The sequence below is a fragment of the Streptomyces sp. NPDC102514 genome (assembly GCF_055584525.1).
Genome location: NZ_JBVJLW010000009.1, coordinates 326084 through 348856, shown reverse-complemented (window position 1 = coordinate 348856; position 22773 = coordinate 326084). Strand labels below are relative to the sequence as shown.

Sequence of the window (22773 nt, the reverse complement as noted above, 5' to 3'; positions counted from 1 at the left end):
GAAGTCGGACCACAGCAGAAAATATGGTCATTACCGCCGCTGGCGGGCAGACGACCTCGTGGATCGCGGGCACTTGGCAACAGTCAGCCGATCCACCACAGAGCGGAGGACTCAGAGCATGGCCGGCGCGATGCGCAAGATGGCGGTCTACCTCGGCCTCGTGGAGGACGATGGGTACGACGGCAGGGGCTTCGACCCCGATGACGACTTCGAGCCCGAGCTTGACCCGGAGCCCGAGCGGGACCGCCGACGGCATGAGCCGTCGCATCAGTCGCACCAGGCACACCAGTCCCAAAGGGACGAACCGGTACGAGTGGTGCATCCACCGGTGCAGCGCGAGCCCGTGCCCCATTCCGCTTCGCTGGGCGCGGAATCCGGCCGCCCGGCCCGCATCGCCCCCGTGGCGTCCATCACACAAGAACGTCAAAGCCTGGAGAAGAACGCACCGGTGATCATGCCCAAGGTCGTGTCGGAACGAGAGCCGTACAGGATCACCACGCTGCACCCCCGGACCTACAACGAGGCCCGTACCATCGGGGAACACTTCCGTGAGGGCACCCCGGTGATCATGAATCTGACCGAGATGGACGACACGGACGCCAAGCGACTTGTCGACTTTGCGGCCGGTTTGGTGTTCGGCCTCCACGGGAGCATCGAGCGGGTGACGCAGAAGGTGTTCCTGTTGTCGCCTGCTAACGTCGATGTCACGGCGGAGGACAAGGCTCGCATCGCAGAGGGCGGGTTCTTCAACCAGAGCTGAGACGCAGGACCGGAACAGCAGGGAAACAGGGGAGAGGGACGCACGGAATCATGAGCGTGGTCGGGCAGGTTCTCTACGTCGTGCTGATGTGTTTCCTCATCGTGCTGATCTTCCGGTTGGTCATGGACTACGTGTTCCAGTTCGCCCGCTCATGGCAACCCGGCAAGGCGATGGTGGTCGTTCTTGAGGCGACCTACACTGTCACTGATCCACCGCTCAAGCTTCTGCGGCGGTTCATTCCGCCGCTACGTCTCGGGGGCGTGGCGCTCGACCTGTCCTTCTTCGTACTGATGATCATCGTCTACATCCTGATCTCCGTTGTGAGCCGGCTGTGAACGATACGGTCTTGCCGAACGCCGACGATGCCGACGACTACGTTGAGGTGAAGAGATGCCGTTGACCCCCGAGGACGTGCGGAACAAGCAGTTCACGACCGTCCGCCTCCGAGAAGGCTATGACGAGGACGAGGTCGATGCCTTCCTCGATGAGGTCGAAGCCGAACTGACCCGCCTGCTCCGCGAGAACGAAGACCTGCGCGCCAAGCTGGCCGCCGCCACACGCGCCGCCGCGCAGAACCAGCAACAGGGCATGCGCAAGCCTCCCGAACAGCAGGATCCCCAGCAACAGCAGGGCCCGCCACAGGGCATGCGCGGCGGTCCCGGCGCTCCCGTGCCCGCCGGCATATCGGGTCCGCCGCAGCAGATGGGCGGCCCCATGGGCGGCCCGCCGCAGCTGCCGAGCGGTGCCCCGCAGCTTCCCGCGGGCCCCAGCGCCCAGGGTGGCCAGCAGGGTCCCGGCCAGATGGGTCAGGGCCAGATGGGCCAGGGTCCGATGGGCCAGGGCGGCATGGGTCAGGGCGGTATGGGTCAGGGTCCGATGGGCCAGGGCGGCATGGGACAGGGTCCCGGCCCCATGCAGGGACAGATGCAGCAGCAGATGCCCCAGCAGATGGGCGGCCCGATGGGCGGTCCCATGGGTGGTCCGATGGGCGGGCACGGCCCGCAGATGGGGCAGCCCGGTCAGGGCCCCGGTGGCGACAGCGCCGCCCGTGTGCTCTCGCTGGCCCAGCAGACCGCCGACCAGGCGATCGCCGAGGCCCGTTCCGAGGCCAACAAGATCGTCGGCGAGGCCCGCAGCCGTGCCGAGGGTCTGGAGCGCGACGCCCGTGCCAAGGCCGACGCCCTGGAGCGGGACGCGCAGGAGAAGCACCGCGTCGCGATGGGCTCCCTGGAGTCCGCCCGCGCCACGCTGGAGCGCAAGGTCGAGGACCTGCGGGGCTTCGAGCGCGAGTACCGTACGCGTCTGAAGTCCTACCTGGAGTCGCAGCTGCGTCAGCTGGAGACCCAGGCCGACGACTCGCTGGCTCCGCCGCGTACGCCGGCGACCGCCTCGCTTCCGTCGTCGCCGAGCCCGTCCATGGCTCCGGCCGGGGCGAGCGCGCCGTCCTACGGTGGCAACCCGATGGGCGGCCCCGGTCCCGGTGCGCAGTCCTACGGCGGCCAGCAGCAGATGTCGCCGGCCATGACCCAGCCGATGGCGCCGGTTCGGCCGCAGGGGCCTTCGCCCATGCAGCAGGCGCCTTCGCCGATGCGTGGCTTTCTGATCGACGAGGACGACAACTGACGGCCTCCCGTACGCCTTAGGCGTCGGCAGCGTTCAGGGCGGAGCCCCCGGTTTTCCGGGGGCTCCGCCCTTTTGTTGCCTCTGCGGCGGGTGACGGCGGGGGGTGACGGCAAAGGCCCCGGGCCACCAGGAGTTCTGGTGGGCCGGGGCCTTTTCGGTGCTCGGTGCTGGTGCTCGGGTCACGCCGTTTTCGCGGGCCTGCGCTTGCAGGGTGCCGCTGCGCCCACCCGTGCCGCCCCTAGCGGCACGCATGCCCGCAGGGGGCGGGGGCCGGATTGGGGTGCGCATGCCCGCAGGGGGGTGGGGGTGGGGGTGGGCGCGGCGGCGTCCGCCCGCTGGGGGTGCGGTTACGCCTTGCGGAGGTGGAATGTCAGGGACAGGGGCTCGTCCGTGAACGGCGGGCCGTACGTGTCGTCCGGCTCGGACTGGGCGAAGTCCGTGGCCAGGACCTCGTCCGAGATCAGGGTGGCGTGCTCGGTGAGCGCCGCGATGACCTTCGGGTCCGTGGACGTCCAGCGCAGGGCGATCCGGTCGGCCACGTCGAGGCCGCTGTTCTTGCGGGCCTCCTGGATCAGCCGGATGGCGTCCCGGGCCAGACCCGCCTGCCGCAGCTCCTCCGTCAGCTCCAGGTCGAGCGCGACCGTGGCCCCGGAGTCCGAGGCGACGGACCAGCCCTCGCGCGGGGTCTCTGTGATGATGACCTCGTCCGGGGCGAGCGTGACGGTCTCGCCGTCGACCTCCACCGACGCCGTGCCCTCGCGCAGGGCCAGGGACAGCGCCGCCGCGTCGGCCTCGGCGACGGCCTTCGCCACCGCCTGGACGCCCTTGCCGAACCGCTTGCCGAGCGCGCGGAAGTTCGCCTTCGCCGTCGTGTCGACCAGCGAGCCGCCCACCTCGGACAGCGACGCGAGCGAGCTCACGTTCAGCTCCTCGGTGATCTGCGCGTGCAGCTCACGGTCGAGGGAACCGAAACCGGTCGCCGCCACCAGCGCGCGGGACAGCGGCTGGCGGGTCTTGACACCCGACTCCGCGCGTGTGGCACGGCCCAGCTCCACGAGACGGCGTACGAGCACCATCTGCTTCGACAGCTCCGGGTCGATGACGGACAGGTCCGCCTCCGGCCAGGTCGACAGGTGCACGGACTCCGGGGCGTCGGCGGACACCGGCACCACGAGGTCCTGCCAGACCCGCTCGGTGATGAACGGGGTCAGCGGGGCCATCAGCCGCGTGACCGTCTCGACGACCTCGTGGAGGGTGCGCAGGGCCGCCTTGTCGCCCTGCCAGAAGCGGCGACGGGACCGGCGTACGTACCAGTTCGACAGGTCGTCGACGAAGGCCGAGAGCAGCTTGCCGGCGCGCTGGGTGTCGTACGACTCCAGAGCCTGCGTCACCTGGTCGGTGAGCGCGTGGAGTTCGGACAGCAGCCAGCGGTCGAGGACCGGGCGGTCCGCCGGGGCCGGGTCGGCAGCGCTGGGCGCCCAGCCCGCGGTGCGCGCGTACAGGGCCTGGAAGGCGACCGTGTTCCAGTACGTGAGGAGCGTCTTGCGGACGACCTCCTGGATGGTGCCGTGGCCGACGCGGCGGGCCGCCCAGGGGGAGCCGCCGGCCGCCATGAACCAGCGCACGGCGTCCGCGCCGTGCTGGTCCATCAGCGGGATCGGCTGCAGGATGTTGCCCAGGTGCTTGGACATCTTGCGGCCGTCCTCGGCGAGGATGTGGCCGAGACAGACCACGTTCTCGTACGACGACTTGTCGAAGACCAGCGTGCCGACGGCCATCAGCGTGTAGAACCAGCCGCGGGTCTGGTCGATGGCCTCCGAGATGAACTGCGCCGGGTAGCGGCTCTCGAAGAGCTCCTTGTTCTTGTACGGGTAGCCCCACTGCGCGAACGGCATCGAACCCGAGTCGTACCAGGCGTCGATGACCTCCGGCACGCGCGTGGCCGTCTGCCCGCAGCCGTCCTGGGGGCAGGCGAAGGTGACCTCGTCGATGAACGGGCGGTGCGGGTCCAGCTCCGACTGGTCGCTGCCCGTCAGCTCGGTGAGCTCCGCGCGGGAGCCGACGACGGTGAGGTGGTCGTCCTCGCAGCGCCAGATCGGCAGCGGGGTGCCCCAGTAGCGGTTGCGGGACAGCGCCCAGTCGATGTTGTTGTTCAGCCAGTCCCCGTAGCGGCCGTTCTTGACCGAGTCCGGGAACCAGTTGGTCTTCTCGTTCTCCTGGAGGAGCCGGTCCTTGACCGCCGTGGTGCGGATGTACCAGGACGGCTGCGCGTAGTAGAGGAGCGCGGTGTGGCAGCGCCAGCAGTGCGGGTAGCTGTGCTCGTACGGGATGTGCTTGAAGAGCAGACCGCGGTTCTGGAGGTCCTCGGTGAGCTGTTCGTCGGCCTTCTTGAAGAAGACACCGCCCACGAGGGGGACGTCCTCCTCGAAGGTGCCGTCGGGGCGCACGGGGTTCACGACCGGCAGCCCGTACTCGCGGCACACCTTGAGGTCGTCCTCACCGAAGGCGGGGGACTGGTGGACGAGACCCGTGCCGTCCTCGGTGGTCACGTACTCCGCGTTGACCACGTAGTGGGCGGGCTCGTCCTTCGGGAACTCGACGAGCTCGAAGGGGCGTTGGTACGTCCAGCGCTCCATCTCGGCGCCCGTGAAGGACAGGCCGGTGGTCTCCCAGCCCTCACCGAGGGACTTCCCGACGAGCGGCTCGGCGACGACGAGCTTCTCCCGGCCGTCCGTCACGACCACGTACGTCACGTCGGGGTGCGCGGCGACCGCCGTGTTGGACACCAGGGTCCACGGGGTCGTCGTCCACACCAGGAGCGCGGCCTCGCCCGCGAGCGGACCGGAGGTGAGCGGGAAACGGACGAACACCGAGGGGTCGACGACCGTTTCGTAGCCCTGCGCCAGCTCGTGGTCGGACAGGCCCGTGCCGCAGCGCGGGCACCAGGGGGCGACGCGGTGGTCCTGGGTCAGCAGGCCCTTGTTGAAGATCTCCTTGAGCGACCACCAGACGGATTCGATGTACTCAGGGTCCATCGTCCGGTACGGGTCGTTCAGGTCGGCCCAGTAGCCCATGCGGGTCGTGAGCTCTTCGAACGCGTCGGTGTGGCGGGTCACGGACTCACGGCACTTGGCGTTGAACTCGGCGATGCCGTACGCCTCGATGTCCTTCTTGCCGTTGAAGCCCAGCTCCTTCTCGACCGCCAGCTCCACCGGGAGGCCGTGGCAGTCCCAGCCGGCCTTGCGGCCCACGTGGTAGCCGCGCATGGTGCGGAAGCGCGGGAAGACGTCCTTGAAGACGCGGGCCTCGATGTGGTGGGCGCCCGGCATGCCGTTGGCCGTGGGCGGGCCTTCGTAGAACACCCACTCCGGGCGGCCCTCGGACTGCTCCAGGGTCTTGGCGAAGATCTTCTGCTCGCTCCAGAAGTCGAGCACGGCGTGCTCAAGAGCGGGCAGGTCGATCTGGGCCGGCACCTGGCGGTACTGCGGCTGTGTACTCGGCTGCGTATCCAACGAACTTCCTCCGGCGGACTTCTGCCTTCCGTCCGGAGGGACGAGAGCTGGGCTGTCACCTGCGCCGTGTGCGGCGCGCTCCCGCGGTACCACCCTCCTTGGCCCTCCGCCGCTTTCCGCACGCCGGTGGGCCCCCTCATTGGGGTCGCGAAACCGGTTCTACCGGCCGCTGCGGGCTCGCTGCGGCTTTCTTCCGGCGGCTCCGGGGTGATCTTCGCGTCGCGCTCGCCCCCGGGCTCACACCGTCCCCGGGTCGCTCCTGGCCGCTTACGCCGCTACTCGTCCCCATCCATGCTTCTCGCTCCGCCCAGTGTACGGCGCCGGGCCGACAGCGGCCGACCGGTTTTGCGGGGCCCGCGGGGGAGGGGCGCCGACGCCTGGAAGCGGTGGGCACTGACCCGAATGCCGACGCGCCGGAGTTCGCGTCCCGGGACGGCCGACGCGGCGGATTACCCGGCGGGGAGCTGGGCACAACGCTTGCAGACTCGCTGCGCGGTACGCGCGGGGCGGGCGGATCGGGCGGCGTGCCCCGTTGCCGCGGGACCCAAGTCGATTTATCGTCCCAGCACGATTCGCGTGCAAGGTCACAAAATGTGAAGGGGCCGCGGCCATGGTGGCGAAGAAGACCGCCGTACAGCAGTCGGCGTCCGGCAGATCCATGGGGGCGGCCGGTGACTCCGGGGCGGCTGCCGAGGATGTCAGCGGCAGAAAGAGCGCCACCGGGAAGACCGCCGGTGCGAGCAGGGCTGCCTCCACGACGAGCGCAGAGGCGAGCGAGGGCACGGCCTCCACGGAGACGGTCTCCACAGAGACGGTCTCCACAGAGACGGTCTCTACGGAGACGGCCGCCGCGAAACCGGCCTCTACGAAGAAGCCTCGTACGAAAACGGTCGCTACGAAGGCGGCTGCCAAGAAGGTGGCCACAAAGAAGGTGGCTGCCAGGAAAGCCGCTGCCGGGAGGACGGTCGCCGCCAAGACGGCTTCGGCCAAGACGGCTTCCGCCAGGGCCGCGGTCTCCGAGGAGACGGCGGCTTCCGCGGAGAAGGCCGTCGGCGGGGCGGCGCCCGCGAAGAAGACGGCCGGGAAGTCCGCCGAGCCGGTGAAGCGGGCGCCCCGCAAGGCGGCCGCCGCGAAGGGCACACGCACGGCCACGAAGGCGGTCGCTTCCGCGGCCGACGGAGCAGCGGCACAGGCCGCCGAGACGACGGGAGCCACGACGGTGGTTGCGAAGAAGACCTCTGGCACGGCCGCGGCGGCGGACAAGCCCACCGCGGTTCCCAAGGCACGGGTGGCCGCGGCGGAGCCCGGCGAGCTCGCGGTACGCCCCGGCGAGGACCCCTGGACGCCGGAGGAGGCCACGGAGGCGCGCGACGAGCTGCTCTCCGAGGCACTGCGGCTGCGGGCCGAGATCACGCACTCCGAGGAGTCCCTGGCGGGGCTGATGCGCGACTCCGGGGACGGCGCGGGCGACGACCAGGCGGACACCGGCACCAAGAACATCACGCGCGAGAGCGAGATGGCCCTCGCGGCCAACGCGCGGGAGATGCTGGAGCAGACCGAGCGCGCCCTGGAGCGCTTGGACGCGGGTACGTACGGGCTCTGCGAGAACTGCGGCAACGCCATCGGGAAGGCCCGGATGCAGGCCTTCCCGCGGGCCACGCTGTGCGTCGAGTGCAAGCAGAAGCAGGAGCGCCGCTACTGACGTCCCGCTGATCGCGCACCGATCCGCCCGGTGTGCCTCCTGGGCACCTGGCCGCGGCGGACCGTGCCGTACCCTCGTGCTCAGTCAGGCACCTAGGTCGAGGGACTTACTCACGTGGCAGAGGCGGAGCGCATCATCGGTACGCCGGATACGCCGGATACGCCGGATACGCCGGAAACCCCGGGCGCGGCGGAAGCCGAGCCGGAGCAGTCCGACGGCGGCGCGACCTCGGACGAGGCCGTGGCGCCCAGGGGCAGGCGCCGGATCGCCGTGCTCTTCACCGTCGCCGCCCTGGCGTACGCGCTGGACCTGATCAGCAAGCTGATCGTGGTCGCGAAGCTGGAGCACCACGAGCCGATCGAGATCGTCGGGGACTGGCTGAAGTTCGAGGCGATCCGCAACGCCGGCGCGGCCTTCGGCTTCGGCGAGGCCTTCACGATCATCTTCACGGTGATCGCCGCCGCCGTGATCGTGGTGATCGCCCGGCTCGCCCGCAAGCTCTACAGCCTGCCCTGGGCGATCGCGCTCGGCCTGCTGCTCGGCGGCGCGCTCGGCAACCTCACCGACCGGATCTTCCGCGCGCCCGGCATCCTGGAGGGCGCGGTCGTCGACTTCATCGCACCCAAGCACTTCGCGGTCTTCAACCTCGCCGACTCCGCGATCGTCTGCGGCGGCATCCTGATCGTGCTGCTGTCCTTCCGGGGCCTGGACCCGGACGGCACCGTCCACAAGGACTGAGCAGGCCGGCCGCGGTAGGGCCCGCGGGGGCCGGGCGCGCGGGCTGCCGTGAGCCGGTGTCTCACCCGTCCGGCATACTCGACGGGTGAGTACCGTTCCCGATATCCGTACCCTGCCCGTGCCCGACGGCCTGGAGGGCGAGCGTGTCGACGCCGCCATCTCCCGCATGTTCGGCTTCTCCCGTACGAAGGCCGCCGAGCTCGCCGCGGCGGGGAAGGTCACGGTCGACGGCTCGGTGGTCGGGAAGTCCGAGAGGGTGCACGGCGGCGCCTGGATGGAAGTCGAGATGCCGCAGGCCGCCCCGCCCGTGCAGATCGTCGCCGAACCCGTCGAGGGCATGGAGATCGTGCACGACGACGACGACGTGGTCGTGATCGTCAAGCCGGTCGGTGTCGCCGCGCACCCCAGCCCCGGCTGGTCGGGCCCGACCGTGATCGGCGGCCTCGCCGCCGCCGGGTACCGGATCTCGACCTCGGGCGCCGCCGAGCGCCAGGGCATCGTGCACCGCTTGGACGTGGGCACCTCGGGCCTGATGGTGGTGGCCAAGTCGGAGTACGCGTACACGTCGCTGAAGCGCCAGTTCAAGGAGCGCACGGTCGACAAGCGGTACCACGCGCTCGTCCAGGGCCACCCCGACCCGACCAGCGGCACGATCGACGCGCCCATCGGCCGGCACCCGAACCACGACTACAAGTGGGCCGTCACCGCCGAGGGCAAGCCCTCCGTGACGCACTACGACCTGATCGAGGCGTTCCGCGCGGCCTCGCTGCTCGACATCAAGCTGGAGACCGGGCGCACGCACCAGATCCGCGTCCACATGTCCGCCCACCGGCACCCCTGCGTCGGCGACCTCACGTACGGCGCCGACCCGACGCTCTCCAAGCGGCTCGGGCTCACCCGGCAGTGGCTGCAGGCGGTACGGCTCGGCTTCGAGCACCCCGGGGACGGGCAGTGGGTCGAGTTCGAGGCCGGCTACGCCGACGACCTGCAGCAGGCGCTGGACCGTGTGCGGGAGGAAAGCAACGCATGAGCCCGTCGCCGAGCCCGTCGCCCTGCGTGGTGCGGGTCGCCGAGGATCCCGCCGACCGTGAGGCCTGCTTCGCGGTGCGCAAAGAGGTCTTCGTCGTCGAGCAGGAAGTCCCCGAGGACCTGGAGTACGACGCGTACGACGCCGTCGCCGTGCACGTGCTCGCCGTGGGCGAGGACGGGCTCCCGCTCGGCGCGGGGCGGCTGCTGCACGGGGAGGCGGCGGCCGGGCGGACCGGTGGGGAGCCCGGCGTCGGCGCGCTGGGACGGCTCGCCGTCGTGAAGGCCGCGCGGGGGCTGGGCGTGGGGGTGGCGCTCGTGCGGGGCATCGAGGATGCGGCACGCGCGCAGGGGCTCGTGGCGGTGGATCTGCACGCGCAGACGCATGCGCTGGGGTTTTACGAGCGGTTGGGGTACGTGGCCCACGGGCCCGAGTTCCCCGACGCCGGGATCGCGCATCGGGCGATGCGGCGCGCTCTCTAAGCATGCGCTTTGCGCGTCCGGGTGGGCTCGGGCGGTCTTCGGGTGCGGGCCCGGTGGGGGCTTGTCGCGCAGTTCCCCGCGCCCTTGAAGGGCGCCCTTCAGGCGCTCCTGACGGGCGCTCGTAATGCGGTGGCCTGGTGCGTCTGCGTGTGGAAAGTGAATGCGGTGGCACGCTTGGGGTCTGGCCTGTTTTGACCGTCTAGATCCCTGGAGCCCTGAACGTGGACCAGTTGGCCCTGTTGTTCGTGCTGTTGCTCGGGGCCGTCGTCAGCGTTCCGCTGGGGGACCGCTTCGGGCTTCCCTCGCCGGTGCTGATGACCCTGCTCGGGATCGTGCTGGCCGTCCTCGACTTCGTACCGAACGTGGACATCCCGCCCGACCTGATCTTGCCCGCGCTGCTTCCTCCGCTGCTCTACGCCGCCGTACGGCGTACCTCCTGGCGGCAGTTCACCGCCAACAAACGGCCGATCTTCCTGCTCGCCGTGGCCCTGGTGTTCGTCACCACGGCCGTGGTCGCCGTGGTCGCCCACTCGATCGTGCCCGGCCTGCCCATCGCCGCCGCCGTGGCGCTCGGCGCGCTGGTGGCGCCGCCCGACCCGGTCGCCGCGACCGCCGTCGCGGGACAGCTCGGGCTGCCGCGCCGCCTGGTGTCGATCCTGGAGGGCGAGGGGCTGTTCAACGACGTGACGGCCATCGTGCTCTACCACGTGGCCATCGCCGCCGCGATCAGCGGCTCCTTCTCGGTGCAGGGCGCAGCCCTCGACTTCCTGCTGTCCGCCGTCGTCGCGGTCGCCGTGGGGCTCGGGCTCGGCTGGGCCACGAACCGGCTGATGGACTCGCTCGGGGACCCGACGCTGCAGATCAGCCTGACCCTGCTCGTGCCGTACGCGTCCTACGTGCTGGCCGAGGAGCTGCACGGGTCCGGGGTGCTGGCGGTGCTGACCACGGCGTTGTTCCTGGCCGAGTACGCGAACAACGCCGACGACGTCATGACGCGGCTGGCCGGGCACACCTTCTGGAACATCGTCGACACGCTGGTCACCGGGGTGGCCTTCGGGCTCATCGGACTGGAACTGCACAACGCGATCCGCACGGCGTCGGGGCGCTGGGGGGAGATGCTCGGCTGGGCCGCCGCGATCGTGGGGGTCGTCGTCTTCGTACGGCTGCTGTGGCTGTTGCCGGCCACGTGGCTGACCAAACGGTTGCACGCGAAGCGGGATCTCGACGAGGACATCCCGACGAGCTCGCGGGAGACCGTCGTCATGTGGTGGGCCGGGATGCGCGGGGTGGCGTCCGTCGCGCTGGCGCTGGCCATTCCGCTGGAGACGGAGAACGGGGATCCGTTCCCCAACCGGGACGAGATGATCTTCATCGCGTTCGGGGTGATCATGGTGACGCTCGTGGTGCAGGGGCTGAGTCTGCCGTGGCTGGTGCGGAAGCTGGGCGTGCAGGCCGACACGGACAGCGAGAAGGAGTTCGAGAAGGCGCTTGCCGTGCGGGCGGCCAAGGCGGCGAAGCAGCGGTTGCGGGAGCTGGAGGAGACGGAGGATCTGTCCGACGAGCTGACCGAGCAGTTGCTGCGGCGGGCGTTCGACATCGGATACCGGATCAGTCCGGACCTGGGGGAGGACGAACGGCGGGAGGCGCATGAGCAGCGGGCTCGGCGGATCAAGTTGGTGCGCCGGGTGCAGGGGGAGATGCTGTCCGCGGCTCGGCATGAGGTGTTGGCCGCGCGCAGTGAGGCGGGGGCGAATCCGGAGGTCGTGGACCGGGTCCTGCGACATCTGGATGTACGCAGCCTGAGGTAGGCCCTTGCCTTGCTGGGTGCTCCAGCAGGGCAAGGGCCTTGGGCCTCGCGGCCGGGGGTTCGTGGGTGGGTGCGGGTCCGGTGGGGGCTTGTCGCGCAGTTCCCCGCGCCCCTAAAGGCAAAAGACTGCGCCGTTCCCCGCGCCCCTTGGTGGTGGGGCCGCGCCCCTGTTTTTCAGGGGCGCGGGGAACGGCGCGAACGGCCCCCACCGGGGCCGCACTCGAAGGTGTTCGGGGGACGGGTCAGCCGCGACCCGTGCGTGGGGGTTCCACCACTCGGCCGCGCGTGGTCGTGCGCGGGCGGTGCGCGTCCGCGCCGTTCGTGTACGGGGTCGCACCCGGCGGAAGGATCGCGTCGGCCGTGTTGACGCGGGGCAGCGCGTACGGATGGTGGACGGTCAGCCAGCGCAGCATCTGCTCGCGGACGGTGACCCGCACCGTCCACACGTCGTCCGCGTCCTTCGCGGTGACCAGCGCCCGCACCTCCATCGTGCTGGGCGTGGAGTCGGTGACCGCGAGGCCGTAGTCGCGCCCGTCCCACGCGGGACATTCGCGCAGGATGTCGCGGAGCTTGTCGCGCATCTCCTCGACGGGCGCGCTGTGATCCAGGTGGAAGAAGACCGTCCCGGTCATCTGCACCCCGCCGCGGGACCAGTTCTCGAACGGCTGCGAGGTGAAGTACGAGACCGGCATCGTGAACCGGCGCTCGTCCCAGGTGCGCACGGTCAGGAAAGTGAGGGTGATCTCGTCGACCGTGCCCCATTCCCCGTTCACGACCACCGTGTCCCCGAGCCGCACCATGTCGCCGAAGGCGATCTGCAGTCCGGCGAACATGTTGCTGAGCGTGGACTGCGCGGCGACACCGGCGACGATGCCGAGGATGCCGGCCGAGGCGAGCAGCGAGGCACCGGCCGCGCGCATCGCCGGGAACGTGAGCAGCATGGCGGCGACCGCCACCACACCGACGATCGCGGAGACGACACGCTGGATCAGCGTCACCTGCGTACGGACCCGGCGGACCCTGGCCGGATCGCGGTGGGCGTGCGCGTAACGGGAGTACGAGGACTCGACGATCGCCGTGGCGATCCGCACCATGAGCCAGGCGGCGGATCCGATGAGGACGAGGCTCAGGGTCTGGCCGATCCCCGCGGAGTGGTCGGAGCCGATCTCGGCCTGGTCGTAGGACCCTCTCAGCAGAGCGGCACACATCACGAACTGCAGCGGAAGACGGCAGCGGCGCAGCAGGCCCCACAGCGGGACCTGGTTGTGGCGTTGATCGGCGCGTCGCAGCAGCAGGTCGACCAGCCAGCCGACGAGCAGCGTCACCACGAGCGAGCCGCCGATCACGATCAGCGGGCGAAGCACGTTCTCCATGCCTTCGACCGTAACCGGCCCGCGGGGGTCACTAACCTGTGGCCCCCGTCATATCTGAGGCGACTGCGTTGTCAGTGGCGGCTGGCACCATGGATTCATGAACATCATGCTCTTCCATTCGACCTTCGGTCCGCGGCCCGCGGTGCGGGACGCGGCGGACCGCCTGCGCGCGGCCGGACACGAGGTGTGGACGCCCGATCTCTTCGGGGGGCGCACCTTCGAGACCGTGGAGGAAGGCATGGCCTTCAAGGACGAGCTGGGCAAGGAGGAGTTGCTCAAGCGCGCCATCCTGGCCGCGGCGCCCTACTCGGAGCGGGGGCTCGTGTATGCCGGGTTCTCGCTGGGCGCGGCGACCGCGCAGACCCTGGCGCTCGGTGACGACAAGGCCCGTGGGCTGCTGCTCCTGCACGGTACGTCCGACATCGCGGAGACCGCCTCGGTGGACGAGCTGCCGGTCCAGCTGCATGTCGCCGAGCCGGACGCCTTCGAGCCCGACGACTGGCTGACCGCCTGGTATCTGCAGATGGGCAAGGCGGGGGCCGACGTGGAGATCTACAGATACGCGGGCGCCGGGCACCTCTACACCGACCCCGGTCTCCCGGACTACGACGAGGAGGCCGCCGAGGCCACCTGGCGGGTGGCACTCGGCTTCCTCGAAACGCTGTAGGCGTTCAGGGACCTGCGGGGGCTCAGACCGGGTCGTACGTCCGCTCGACCTTCTGCGTGCCGCTGCGCGTACGGTACGAACGGGCCCAGGACGCCGTCGCGTTCGTGGTCGTACGGTCGGAGAGGACGTAGTAGTCCATCTGCGCCCGCTCGGCGGTGAGGTCCAGGACGCCGTAGCCGTGGCGGTCGGTGTCGACCCAGTGGACATGCCGGTTGGCGGCCCGGATCACCGGTGACGCCAGGGCCGAGACCGTGCCCTCGGGCACCTTGACGAGGTCGTCGAGGTTGTCGGAGGTCACCGAGGTGACGACGAACTCGGTGGCGGCGGAGGCCGACAGCGGATACGTACCGGCGTTGTACGGCACGTCGTTGGCCCAGGCCATGTGGATGTCGCCGGTGAGGAAGACCGTGTTGCGGATCGCGTTGTCCCGCAGGTGGGCGAGGAGTTCGCGGCGGTCGTCGGTGTAGCCGTCCCACTGGTCGGTGTTGAGGGCGAGGCCCTCCTTGGGCAGGCCGAGCAGTTCGGCGAGGGGCTTGAGGAGTTCGGCGGAGAGCGAGCCGATGGCGAAGGGGGCGATCATCACGGAGTTGCCGACCAGCCGCCAGCTGGTGTCGGAGGAACGCAGGCCCGCCTTCAGCCAGTCGAGCTGCGCCCGGCCGGTGAGCGTACGGTCCGGGTCGTCCACCGTGCCGTTGCCGGCCTTGACCTGCTGCGAGCGGTACGAGCGCAGGTCGAGCAGGGAGAGGTCCGCGAGCCTGCCGAAGCGCAGCCGCCGGTAGGTGGTGCCCTCGAGGGCGGGGCGGACCGGCATCCACTCGAAGTAGGCCTGCTTGGCGGCGGCCTGGCGGGCGGACCAGGTGCCCTCGGCGCCCTCGGTGTGGTTCTCGGCGCCGCCCGACCAGGCGTCGTTGGCGAACTCGTGGTCGTCCCAGATCGCGATGACCGGGGCCACGGCGTGCAGGGCCTGGAGGTCCGGGTCGGTCTTGTAACGGCCGTGCCGGGTGCGGTAGTCGGCGAGGGTGATGATCTCGTGCGTGGGGGCGTGCGGGCGTACGACGGTGTCCCGCGTCGCGTACTCGCCGGTGCCGTACTCGTAGATGTAGTCGCCCAGGTGCAGCCAGGCGTCCAGGTCGCCGCGCGCGGCCAGATGCCGGTAGGCGGAGAAGTAGCCGGCCTCCCAGTTGGCGCAGGACACCACCCCGAAGCGCATCCCGGCGACGGACGCGTCGTGGGCGGGGGCCGTGCGGGTGCGGGCGGCCGGTGAGTCGGCGGAGCCGCTGGAGAAGCGGAACCAGTAGTCGGTGGCGGGCTTCAGGCCGCGGATGTCCGCCTTGACGGTGTGGTCGGAGGCGGCGGTCGCGGTGGTGGAGCCCTGCGCGACGACCGTCGTGAACGCCTTGTCCGTGGCCACCGTCCAGCCGACCTCGACGTCCGGGCCGAGCCCGGAGCCGGGGGTCGCCGCGTCGGTGGGCGTCACCCGGGTCCACAGGAGGATGCCGTCCGGCAGCGGGTCGCCCGAGGCGACGCCGTGCAGGAACGCGGGGGCCTCGGCGGCGCGGGCCGGCAGCGCCGCGGCGAGCGGGGCCCCGAGCACGGCGGTGGCCGCGGCCGCCTTGACCACCGTACGGCGGCTCGGGGCGGGGGAGTCGGGGCCGGAGGGGCTGGTGAGGGATCTGATGCGACTGGTCACGGCCGGTCACATTACTGATGGGTAGGGCTTTCTGTAAGGCGAAGGACGTGAAGGGCGGGCGAACGTGGAGAAGTTCGCCCGCCCTTACGGAATCCGTCACCCGTGGTGCCCCACGCGGGACGCGCTACTTGGTGACGCCCGCGTCCTTGAGCGCCTTCTGCCAGTCGGCGACCGTGCTCGGGTTCGTGATCACCTTGTCGTTGATCTTGATGGTCGGCGTCGAGTCGACACCCTTGGCGTCGTCGAAGGTCTTGCTCATCTTCATCGCCCAGGCGTCGTACGTGCCCTTGTTGACGGCGTCCTGGAACTTCTTGTTGTCCTTCAGCGCGTCCACCGTGTTCGCCACCTTGATCAGGTAGCTGTCCTTGGCGAGGTCGTCGGTCGTCTCCTCGGGGTGGTACTTCGTGGAGTACAGCGCGGTCTTGTACTCCAGGAACGCCTCGGGGCTGACGTTCAGCGCGGCGCCGAGCGCGCTCACGCCGTTCTTCGAGCCCTCGCCGCCGAGGTTGCCGTCGAGGAACGTGCCGAGGGTGAAGGAGAGCTTGTAGTCGCCGTCCGTCATACCCTTGTTGACGGTCTCGCCGACCGTCTGCTCGAAGGAGGCACAGGCCGGGCAGCGCGGGTCCTCGTAGAGGTGGACCGTGTTGTCGGTCTTGGACTCGCCGATGACGACGGTCGAGCCGTTCTTGCCGCTGGTGTTGGCGGGGGCGACGACCTTCGCGTCGGCCGCCGCGTCCCACTTCGAGGGCTCGTTGTTCTGTACGACGGCGTAACCGATGCCGCCGGCTATCGCGAGGACCGCGACGATCGAACCGGCGACGATGATCTGCCGCTTGGCCTTGTCGCGCTTGGCCTGCCGCTCGCGCTCGACGCGCAGCCGCTCACGGGCCGCCGACTTCGAGGCCTGGCTGTTCCGCTTGCTCATGATGGGTTTCTCCGTGGGTGTGACGGGTGTACGGGGACTGGTGTGCTCAGGCGGTGACGGCCGAGCACGGCGGTCCACGCCGTCCCATCGAGTGCACGAAGAGCCGCGTACGCGTGGCGGCGACCCTGCGCGTGGGCCGCGGCAGCCGGCGCACCGGAGTGAGATGCACGGTCACCGCGGCGACCGCGACCAGCAGCGGACGGAAGGTGGCGGCGGCCATCGCGTCCAGGAGCTGGGCCAGGGCCCGCTCGCCGCGACGGAGCCAGGCGGCGGCGAGGAGGCCGACGCCGATGTGCGCGCCGAGCAGCAGCCAGGCGGCGCCCGGGTCGGCCTGCGCGAGCAGGGCCGCGGCGGGGGTCGCCTCGCCGCCCGTCACCCGGGCCAGCGGGGTGCCGACCTCGCCGCCCCCGCAGAGCACGTCGAGACCGACCGAGCGCAGCGGGCCCGCGACCGGGCCGCCCGCCTTGCCGTAACAGGCGTGCTGGCCCGCGGTGAACAGCGTGTCGGCGGCCAGTTCCAGCGGGATCAGCAGGGCGGCGATCCGTCCGAAGCCGCGCTCGCGGCCCGCCAGCGCGTACGCGACGACGAAGACGGCACCGGCGAGCGCCGCCACGGTGGCCAGCGGCAGGGGGACCCGGGACAGCAGCACGTGCGACGCGGTGCTGAGCGTCACGACCAGTGCCGTGAACAGCGCCGCGCGCACGGCTCTGAGCTGGGTCCCTGATATGTCCATGGTTCCGAAGAGTCTGTCACGTACTCCTGTAAGGGACCCCTAAAGGGATCCTGTGGGCGGTCGCGCGCGCCTGCGGACCCGGGCCTGCAGACCCCTACAGCCCCGGGATGCGGCCGTTGCGGTACAGGTCCACGAAGATCTGGTGGTCCTCCCGCGCGCGTGCCCCGTACTCGTGCGCGAAGTCGACCAGGAGGTCGCCGAAGTTCTCCTCGTCGCCCGCGATCGCCGCGTCGATGGCGCGCTCGGTGGAGAACGGGACCAGCTCCGAGTGGCCGCTCTCGTCGTCCGCGGCGGCGTGCATGGTGGCGGTGGACCGGCCGAGGTCGGCGACGACCGCCGCGATCTCCTCCGGGTCGTCGATGTCGCCCCAGTCCAGGTCCACCGCGTACGGCGAGACCTCGGCGACCAGCTGACCGGCGCCGTCCAGCTCGGTCCAGCCCAGCCACGGGTCGGCGTGCGCCTGCAGGGCGCGCTGGGAGATCACCGTGCGGTGGCCCTCGTGCTGGAAGTACTCACGGATCGAGGAGTCCGTGATGTGCCGCGAGACGGCCGGGGTCTGGGCCTGCTTGATGTAGATCACCACATCGTTCTCCAGGGCGTCGGTGGCGCCCTCCAGAAGGATGTTGTACGAGGGCAGCCCGGCCGAGCCGATGCCGATGCCGCGGCGGCCCACGACGTCCTTCACCCGGTACGAGTCCGGGCGGTCCAGGGACGACTCGGGCAGCGTCTCCAGATAGCCGTCGAAGGCGGCCAGGACCTTGTACCGGGTGGCCGCGTCCAGCTCGATGGAGCCGCCGCCCGGCGCGAAACGGCGCTCGAAGTCGCGGATCTCGGTCATCGAGTCGAGCAGCCCGAAACGGGTCAGCGAGCGCGCGTCCCGCAGGGCGTCCAGCAGGGGCCCCTGGGCGGTGTCCAGCGTGAAGGGCGGCACCTCGTCGCTCTTGGCGCCCGTCGCCAGGGCGTGGATGCGCTCGCGGTAGGCCGCCGCGTACGTCCGGACCAGCGAGGTGATCTGCTCGTCGCTCAGCGCCTTCGCGTAGCCGATCAGGGCCACCGAGGCCGCGAGGCGCTTGAGGTCCCAGGTGAACGGGCCGACGTACGCCTCGTCGAAGTCGTTCACGTTGAAGATCAGCCGGCCCTGGGCGTCCATGTACGTGCCGAAGTTCTCCGCGTGCAGGTCGCCGTGGATCCACACCCGCGAGGTGCGCTCGTCCAGGTACGGGCCGCCCCGCTTCTCCCGCTCCAGGTCGTGGTAGAAGAGCCCTGCCGTCCCGCGGTAGAACGCGAACGCCGAGGCCGCCATCTTCCGGAACTTCACGCGGAACGCGGCCGGATCGGCGGCCAGCAGATCGCCGAAGGCGGTATTGAAGACGGCGAGGATCTCTTCGCCGCGCTGCTCGGCGCTGAGCTGCGGAACCGACATCGCTGGGTGCCTCCTGGTGCAGGTGGTGCATGACGAGTGGGACGGAATGTGCGGTCCGCCGGAGCGGTTGTCTCCGTCATCCTCCAACGGACGGGGGTGCACGGGAGTGCCCGTTTACCGTCCGATGAAGGTACGTCCGAAGGTACGGGGGGAAGCGCCCACCCGTCACCCGACCGCCGCCCCTCATCGAGGCGCTGCGCGCCACAGTGCTTGACCCAAGTGTCAGTGCTCAGGCATACACTTCGTGGCTGTCCCCCCAGACTGTCCGCAGCCGGTAGGGATCTCGTCGACGCCAGTTCTTCTTGGAGGCCGAAGCCGTGTCAAAGCCGCCGTTCACGCACCTGCACGTCCATACCCAGTACTCGCTGCTGGACGGTGCCGCGCGGCTGAAGGACATGTTCGACGCGTGCAACGAGATGGGCATGTCGCACATCGCGATGTCCGACCACGGCAACCTCCACGGGGCGTACGACTTCTTCCACACGGCCAAGAAGGCGGGCGTCACGCCGATCATCGGCATCGAGGCGTACGTCGCCCCCGAGTCGCGGCGCAACAAGCGCAAGATCAAGTGGGGCCAGCCGCACCAGAAGCGCGACGACGTCTCCGGTTCCGGTGGTTACACCCACAAGACGATCTGGGCGGCGAACAGCACGGGCCTGCACAACCTCTTCAAACTGTCCTCGGACGCGTACGCGGAGGGCTGGCTGCAGAAGTGGCCCCGCATGGACAAGGAGACCATCTCCCAGTGGTCCGAGGGCCTGATCGCCTCCACGGGGTGCCCCTCGGGCGAGCTGCAGACCCGGCTGCGCCTCGGCCAGTTCGACGAGGCGGTCAAGGCGGCCTCCGAGTACCAGGACATCTTCGGCAAGGACCGGTACTTCCTGGAGCTGATGGACCACGGCATCGAGATCGAGAGCCGGGTCCGTGACGACCTCCTGCGCGTCGGCAAGAAGCTGGGCATCCCGCCCCTGGTGACGAACGACTCGCACTACACGTACGCCCACGAGGCGACCGCGCACGACGCGCTGCTGTGCATCCAGACCGGCAAGAACCTCTCCGACCCGGACCGCTTCCGCTTCGACGGCACCGGTTACTACCTGAAGTCGACGGACGAGATGTACGCCGTGGACTCCTCGGACGCCTGGCAGGAAGGGTGTGCGAACACCCTCCTGGTGGCCGAGCAGATCGACACGACCGGCATGTTCGAGGCGAAGAACCTCATGCCGAAGTTCGACATCCCCGACGGCTTCACCGAGGTCACCTGGTTCCAGGAGGAGGTGCGCCGCGGCATGGAGCGCCGCTTCCCCGGCGGCGTCCCCGACGACCGCCAGAAGCAGGCCGAGTACGAGATGGACGTCATCATCCAGATGGGGTTCCCGGGGTACTTCCTCGTCGTCGCCGACTTCATCATGTGGGCCAAGAAGCAGGGCATCGCGGTCGGCCCCGGCCGAGGCTCCGCGGCCGGATCGATCGTGTCGTACGCCATGGGCATCACCGACCTCGACCCGATCCCGCACGGTCTGATCTTCGAGCGGTTCCTGAACCCCGAGCGCGTCTCCATGCCCGACGTCGACATCGACTTCGACGAGCGTCGGCGCGTCGAGGTGATCAGGTACGTGACCGAGAAGTACGGCGCCGACAAGGTCGCCATGATCGGCACGTACGGCAAGATCAAGGCGAAGAACGCCATCAAGGACTCCGCGCGCGTGCTGGGCTACCCGTACGCGATGGGCGACCGGCTCACCAAGGCGATGCCCGCCGACGTCCTCGGCAAGGGCATCGACCTCAACGGCATCACCGATCCCAAGCACTCGCGCTACGGCGAGGCCGGCGAGATCCGCGGGATGTACGAGAACGAGCCGGACGTCAAGAAGGTCATCGACACCGCGAAGGGCGTCGAGGGCCTGGTCCGGCAGATGGGTGTGCACGCGGCCGGCGTGATCATGTCCAGCGAGCCCATCGTCGACCATGCGCCGCTCTGGACGCGCCACACCGACGGCGTCACGATCACCCAGTGGGACTACCCGCAGTGCGAGTCGCTCGGCCTGCTCAAGATGGACTTCCTGGGCCTGCGCAACCTCACGATCATGGACGACGCCATCAAGATGGTGAAGGCCAACAAGGGCATCGACCTGGAGATGCTCGCCCTGCCGCTGGACGACCCCAAGACCTTCGAACTGCTCTGCCGCGGTGACACCCTCGGCGTCTTCCAGTTCGACGGCGGCCCGATGCGCTCGCTGCTCCGCCAGATGCAGCCCGACAACTTCGAGGACATCTCCGCCGTCTCGGCCCTCTACCGGCCGGGCCCGATGGGCATGAACTCGCACATCAACTACGCGGAGCGCAAGAACAAGCGCCAGGAGATCACGCCGATCCACAAGGAGCTGGAGGAGCCGCTCGAAGAGGTCCTTGCGGTCACCTACGGCCTGATCGTCTACCAGGAGCAGGTCCAGAAGGCCGCCCAGATCATCGCCGGTTACTCGCTCGGCGAGGCCGACATCCTGCGCCGCGTGATGGGCAAGAAGAAGCCCGAGGAACTGGCGAAGAACTTCGTCCTCTACCAGGCGGGCGCCCGGAAGAACGGCTACAGCGACGAGGCGATCCAGGCCCTGTGGGACGTACTGGTCCCGTTCGCCGGATACGCGTTCAACAAGGCGCACTCGGCCGCGTACGGACTGGTGTCGTACTGGACCGGCTACCTGAAGGCGAACTACCCGGCCGAGTACATGGCCGCGCTGCTCACCTCGGTCAAGGACGACAAGGACAAGTCGGCGGTCTACCTCAACGAGTGCCGGCGCATGAAGATCAAGGTCCTGCCGCCGAACGTCAACGAGTCGGAGCAGAACTTCGCCGCCCAGGGCGACGACGTGATCCTCTTCGGCCTCTCCGCCGTCCGCAACGTCGGTACGAACGTCGTCGAGTCGATCATCCGCAGCCGCAAGGCCAAGGGGAAGTACGGCTCGTTCCCCGACTACCTCGACAAGGTCGAGGCCGCCGCCTGCAACAAGCGCACCACGGAATCCCTCATCAAGGCCGGCGCCTTCGACACGATGGGGCACACCCGCAAGGGCCTCACCGCACACTTCGAGCCGATGATCGACAACGTGGTCGCGGTGAAGAGGAAAGAGGCCGAGGGCCAGTTCGACCTCTTCGGCGGCATGGGCGAGGCGGACAACAGCGAGCCGGGCTTCGGCCTGGACGTGGAGTTCACCACCGACGAGTGGGACAAGGCCTATCTGCTCGCCCAGGAGCGGGAGATGCTTGGCCTGTACGTCTCCGACCACCCGCTCTTCGGCCTGGAACACGTGCTGTCCGACAAGGCCGACGCGGGCATCGCCCAGCTCACCGGCGGCGAGCACGGGGACGGCGCGGTCGTCACCATCGGCGGCATCATCTCCGGCCTCCAGCGCAAGATGACCAAGCAGGGCAACGCCTGGGCCATCGCCACCGTCGAGGACCTGGCCGGCTCCATCGAGTGCATGTTCTTCCCGGCCACGTACCAGCTGGTGTCGACCCAACTCGTCGAGGACGCCGTGGTGTTCGTCAAGGGACGCCTCGACAAGCGCGAGGACGTGCCGCGGCTGGTCGCGATGGAACTGCAGGTCCCGGACCTGTCGAACGCGGGCACCAACGCGCCCGTGATCCTCACCATCCCGGCCCTGAAGATCACCCCGCCCATGATCAGCAGGCTCGGTGAGATCCTCAGCCACCACCGGGGCGAGAGCGAGGTGCGGATCCGGCTCCAGGGCCCGAGCAAGACCACGGTCCTGCGGCTCGACCGGCACCGGGTGAAGGCCGATCCCGCGCTCTTCGGCGACCTGAAGGTGCTGCTGGGCCCGGCCTGTCTGGCGACGACCGCCTGACGGGCTCGCCCGACGGGCTCCGGAACGGCGCGAGGGGCGCACCCGTGCACGGGTGCGCCCCTCGGCGTGTGCCTGGGCCGCAAGGGCCCGTGCGCTCGGCTCAGTTGTGGCCGAAACGCTTCTGGTGCTTGCGGGCGACATCGGCGGGGCTGCCCTGGATCTGCGACACCGGCGACTGCCGCTCCTGTGCCGACGACCGCTCGGACTGCTCCTGCGCACGCTCCGGCTGCGACGAGCGGTCCTGTTCGCCGCCCTGCTTACGGTTCTTGTTCTTGGCCATGGTGCTGCCTCCTACGGGGTTTTTAGGGGCCAGGGCCGGGACCAGACTCACATAGGCTGACGAGTCACGCATTTCGGAGAATTACCGTGCGTAATAAGGCCTGTGGGCGCGTGACATCCCGATCCGCCACGCCGAAGATCGAGTTCCGGCCGTTAACCTCCGCGTGGT

17 protein-coding genes are annotated in these 22773 nt (G+C 69.7%); 10 read left to right on the top strand and 7 right to left on the bottom strand.

The window, feature by feature from the left end; translation table 11 throughout:
* Positions 1-118: 118 nt before the first annotated feature.
* From ACZ60E_RS24640 to ACZ60E_RS24630, 3 genes are read left to right on the top strand one after another with little or no spacing between them, the layout of a single operon-like run.
* On the top strand, positions 119-760 hold the full coding sequence (locus ACZ60E_RS24640) for a cell division protein SepF (RefSeq protein WP_384809302.1): 642 nt from the start codon (positions 119-121) through the stop codon (positions 758-760).
* A gap of 50 nt (positions 761-810) precedes the next feature.
* Positions 811-1095 (top strand): YggT family protein, encoded by a 285-nt coding sequence (locus ACZ60E_RS24635; protein WP_107017493.1) that lies wholly within the window; start codon positions 811-813, stop codon positions 1093-1095.
* Between the two features lie 55 nt (positions 1096-1150).
* Complete coding sequence (locus ACZ60E_RS24630) at positions 1151-2383, top strand: DivIVA domain-containing protein (RefSeq protein WP_384809300.1); 1233 nt, start codon at positions 1151-1153, stop codon at positions 2381-2383.
* A gap of 347 nt (positions 2384-2730) precedes the next feature.
* On the opposite strand, the gene ileS is transcribed toward ACZ60E_RS24630, so the two are convergent.
* Positions 2731-5895, bottom strand: a complete 3165-nt coding sequence (gene ileS, locus ACZ60E_RS24625; RefSeq protein WP_384809296.1) for an isoleucine--tRNA ligase — start codon at positions 5893-5895, stop codon at positions 2731-2733.
* A gap of 610 nt (positions 5896-6505) precedes the next feature.
* Between ileS and ACZ60E_RS24620 the strand changes: the two genes are divergently transcribed.
* The 5 genes from ACZ60E_RS24620 to ACZ60E_RS24600 all read left to right on the top strand — a co-directional run bounded on the left by ACZ60E_RS24620 (position 6506) and on the right by ACZ60E_RS24600 (position 11652).
* Positions 6506-7597, top strand: coding sequence for a TraR/DksA family transcriptional regulator (locus tag ACZ60E_RS24620; RefSeq protein WP_469443115.1), 1092 nt, complete (start codon positions 6506-6508; stop codon positions 7595-7597).
* A 114-nt stretch (positions 7598-7711) separates the two neighbouring features.
* Entirely contained in the window at positions 7712-8335 is a 624-nt protein-coding gene (gene lspA, locus ACZ60E_RS24615; protein WP_385836248.1) for a signal peptidase II, read from the top strand.
* An 85-nt stretch (positions 8336-8420) separates the two neighbouring features.
* On the top strand, positions 8421-9365 hold the full coding sequence (locus tag ACZ60E_RS24610) for an RluA family pseudouridine synthase (RefSeq protein ID WP_107017498.1): 945 nt from the start codon (positions 8421-8423) through the stop codon (positions 9363-9365).
* Positions 9362-9844 (top strand): GNAT family N-acetyltransferase, encoded by a 483-nt coding sequence (locus ACZ60E_RS24605; protein ID WP_469443113.1) that lies wholly within the window; start codon positions 9362-9364, stop codon positions 9842-9844. The genes ACZ60E_RS24610 and ACZ60E_RS24605 overlap by 4 nt, the downstream gene beginning before the upstream one ends.
* A gap of 221 nt (positions 9845-10065) precedes the next feature.
* The gene (locus tag ACZ60E_RS24600; RefSeq protein ID WP_469443111.1) at positions 10066-11652 is read left to right on the top strand and encodes a Na+/H+ antiporter; all 1587 of its coding nucleotides are present in this window, start codon (positions 10066-10068) and stop codon (positions 11650-11652) included.
* A 241-nt stretch (positions 11653-11893) separates the two neighbouring features.
* On the opposite strand, the gene ACZ60E_RS24595 is transcribed toward ACZ60E_RS24600, so the two are convergent.
* Positions 11894-13024 carry a mechanosensitive ion channel family protein gene (locus tag ACZ60E_RS24595; RefSeq protein ID WP_469443109.1) on the bottom strand — a complete coding sequence of 377 codons (1131 nt, stop codon included), beginning with the start codon at positions 13022-13024 and terminating at the stop codon, positions 11894-11896.
* 97 nt (positions 13025-13121) lie between these two features.
* Here ACZ60E_RS24595 and ACZ60E_RS24590 point away from each other — a divergent pair, with 97 nt between their 5' ends.
* The gene (locus tag ACZ60E_RS24590; protein ID WP_384808018.1) at positions 13122-13691 is read left to right on the top strand and encodes a dienelactone hydrolase family protein; all 570 of its coding nucleotides are present in this window, start codon (positions 13122-13124) and stop codon (positions 13689-13691) included.
* Between the two features lie 22 nt (positions 13692-13713).
* Here the strand turns inward: ACZ60E_RS24590 and ACZ60E_RS24585 are convergent, their stop codons facing one another.
* The 4 genes from ACZ60E_RS24585 to ACZ60E_RS24570 form a co-directional block, all read right to left on the bottom strand.
* Positions 13714-15381 (bottom strand): alkaline phosphatase D family protein, encoded by a 1668-nt coding sequence (locus ACZ60E_RS24585; RefSeq protein ID WP_469443107.1) that lies wholly within the window; start codon positions 15379-15381, stop codon positions 13714-13716.
* A gap of 124 nt (positions 15382-15505) precedes the next feature.
* On the bottom strand, positions 15506-16306 hold the full coding sequence (locus ACZ60E_RS24580) for a DsbA family protein (RefSeq protein WP_384808022.1): 801 nt from the start codon (positions 16304-16306) through the stop codon (positions 15506-15508).
* Between the two features lie 46 nt (positions 16307-16352).
* Entirely contained in the window at positions 16353-17039 is a 687-nt protein-coding gene (locus ACZ60E_RS24575) for a hypothetical protein (RefSeq protein WP_384808024.1), read from the bottom strand.
* A 94-nt stretch (positions 17040-17133) separates the two neighbouring features.
* Entirely contained in the window at positions 17134-18462 is a 1329-nt protein-coding gene (locus ACZ60E_RS24570; RefSeq protein ID WP_384808026.1) for a DUF2252 domain-containing protein, read from the bottom strand.
* A gap of 317 nt (positions 18463-18779) precedes the next feature.
* On the opposite strand from ACZ60E_RS24570, the gene dnaE reads away from it, so the two are divergent.
* Positions 18780-22325: a DNA polymerase III subunit alpha gene (gene dnaE, locus ACZ60E_RS24565; RefSeq protein WP_384808028.1), complete on the top strand. Its 3546-nt coding sequence runs from the start codon at positions 18780-18782 to the stop codon at positions 22323-22325.
* A 100-nt stretch (positions 22326-22425) separates the two neighbouring features.
* Here dnaE and ACZ60E_RS24560 read toward each other — a convergent pair whose 3' ends face one another.
* On the bottom strand, positions 22426-22605 hold the full coding sequence (locus ACZ60E_RS24560; RefSeq protein WP_384808030.1) for a hypothetical protein: 180 nt from the start codon (positions 22603-22605) through the stop codon (positions 22426-22428).
* Positions 22606-22773 lie beyond the last annotated feature (168 nt).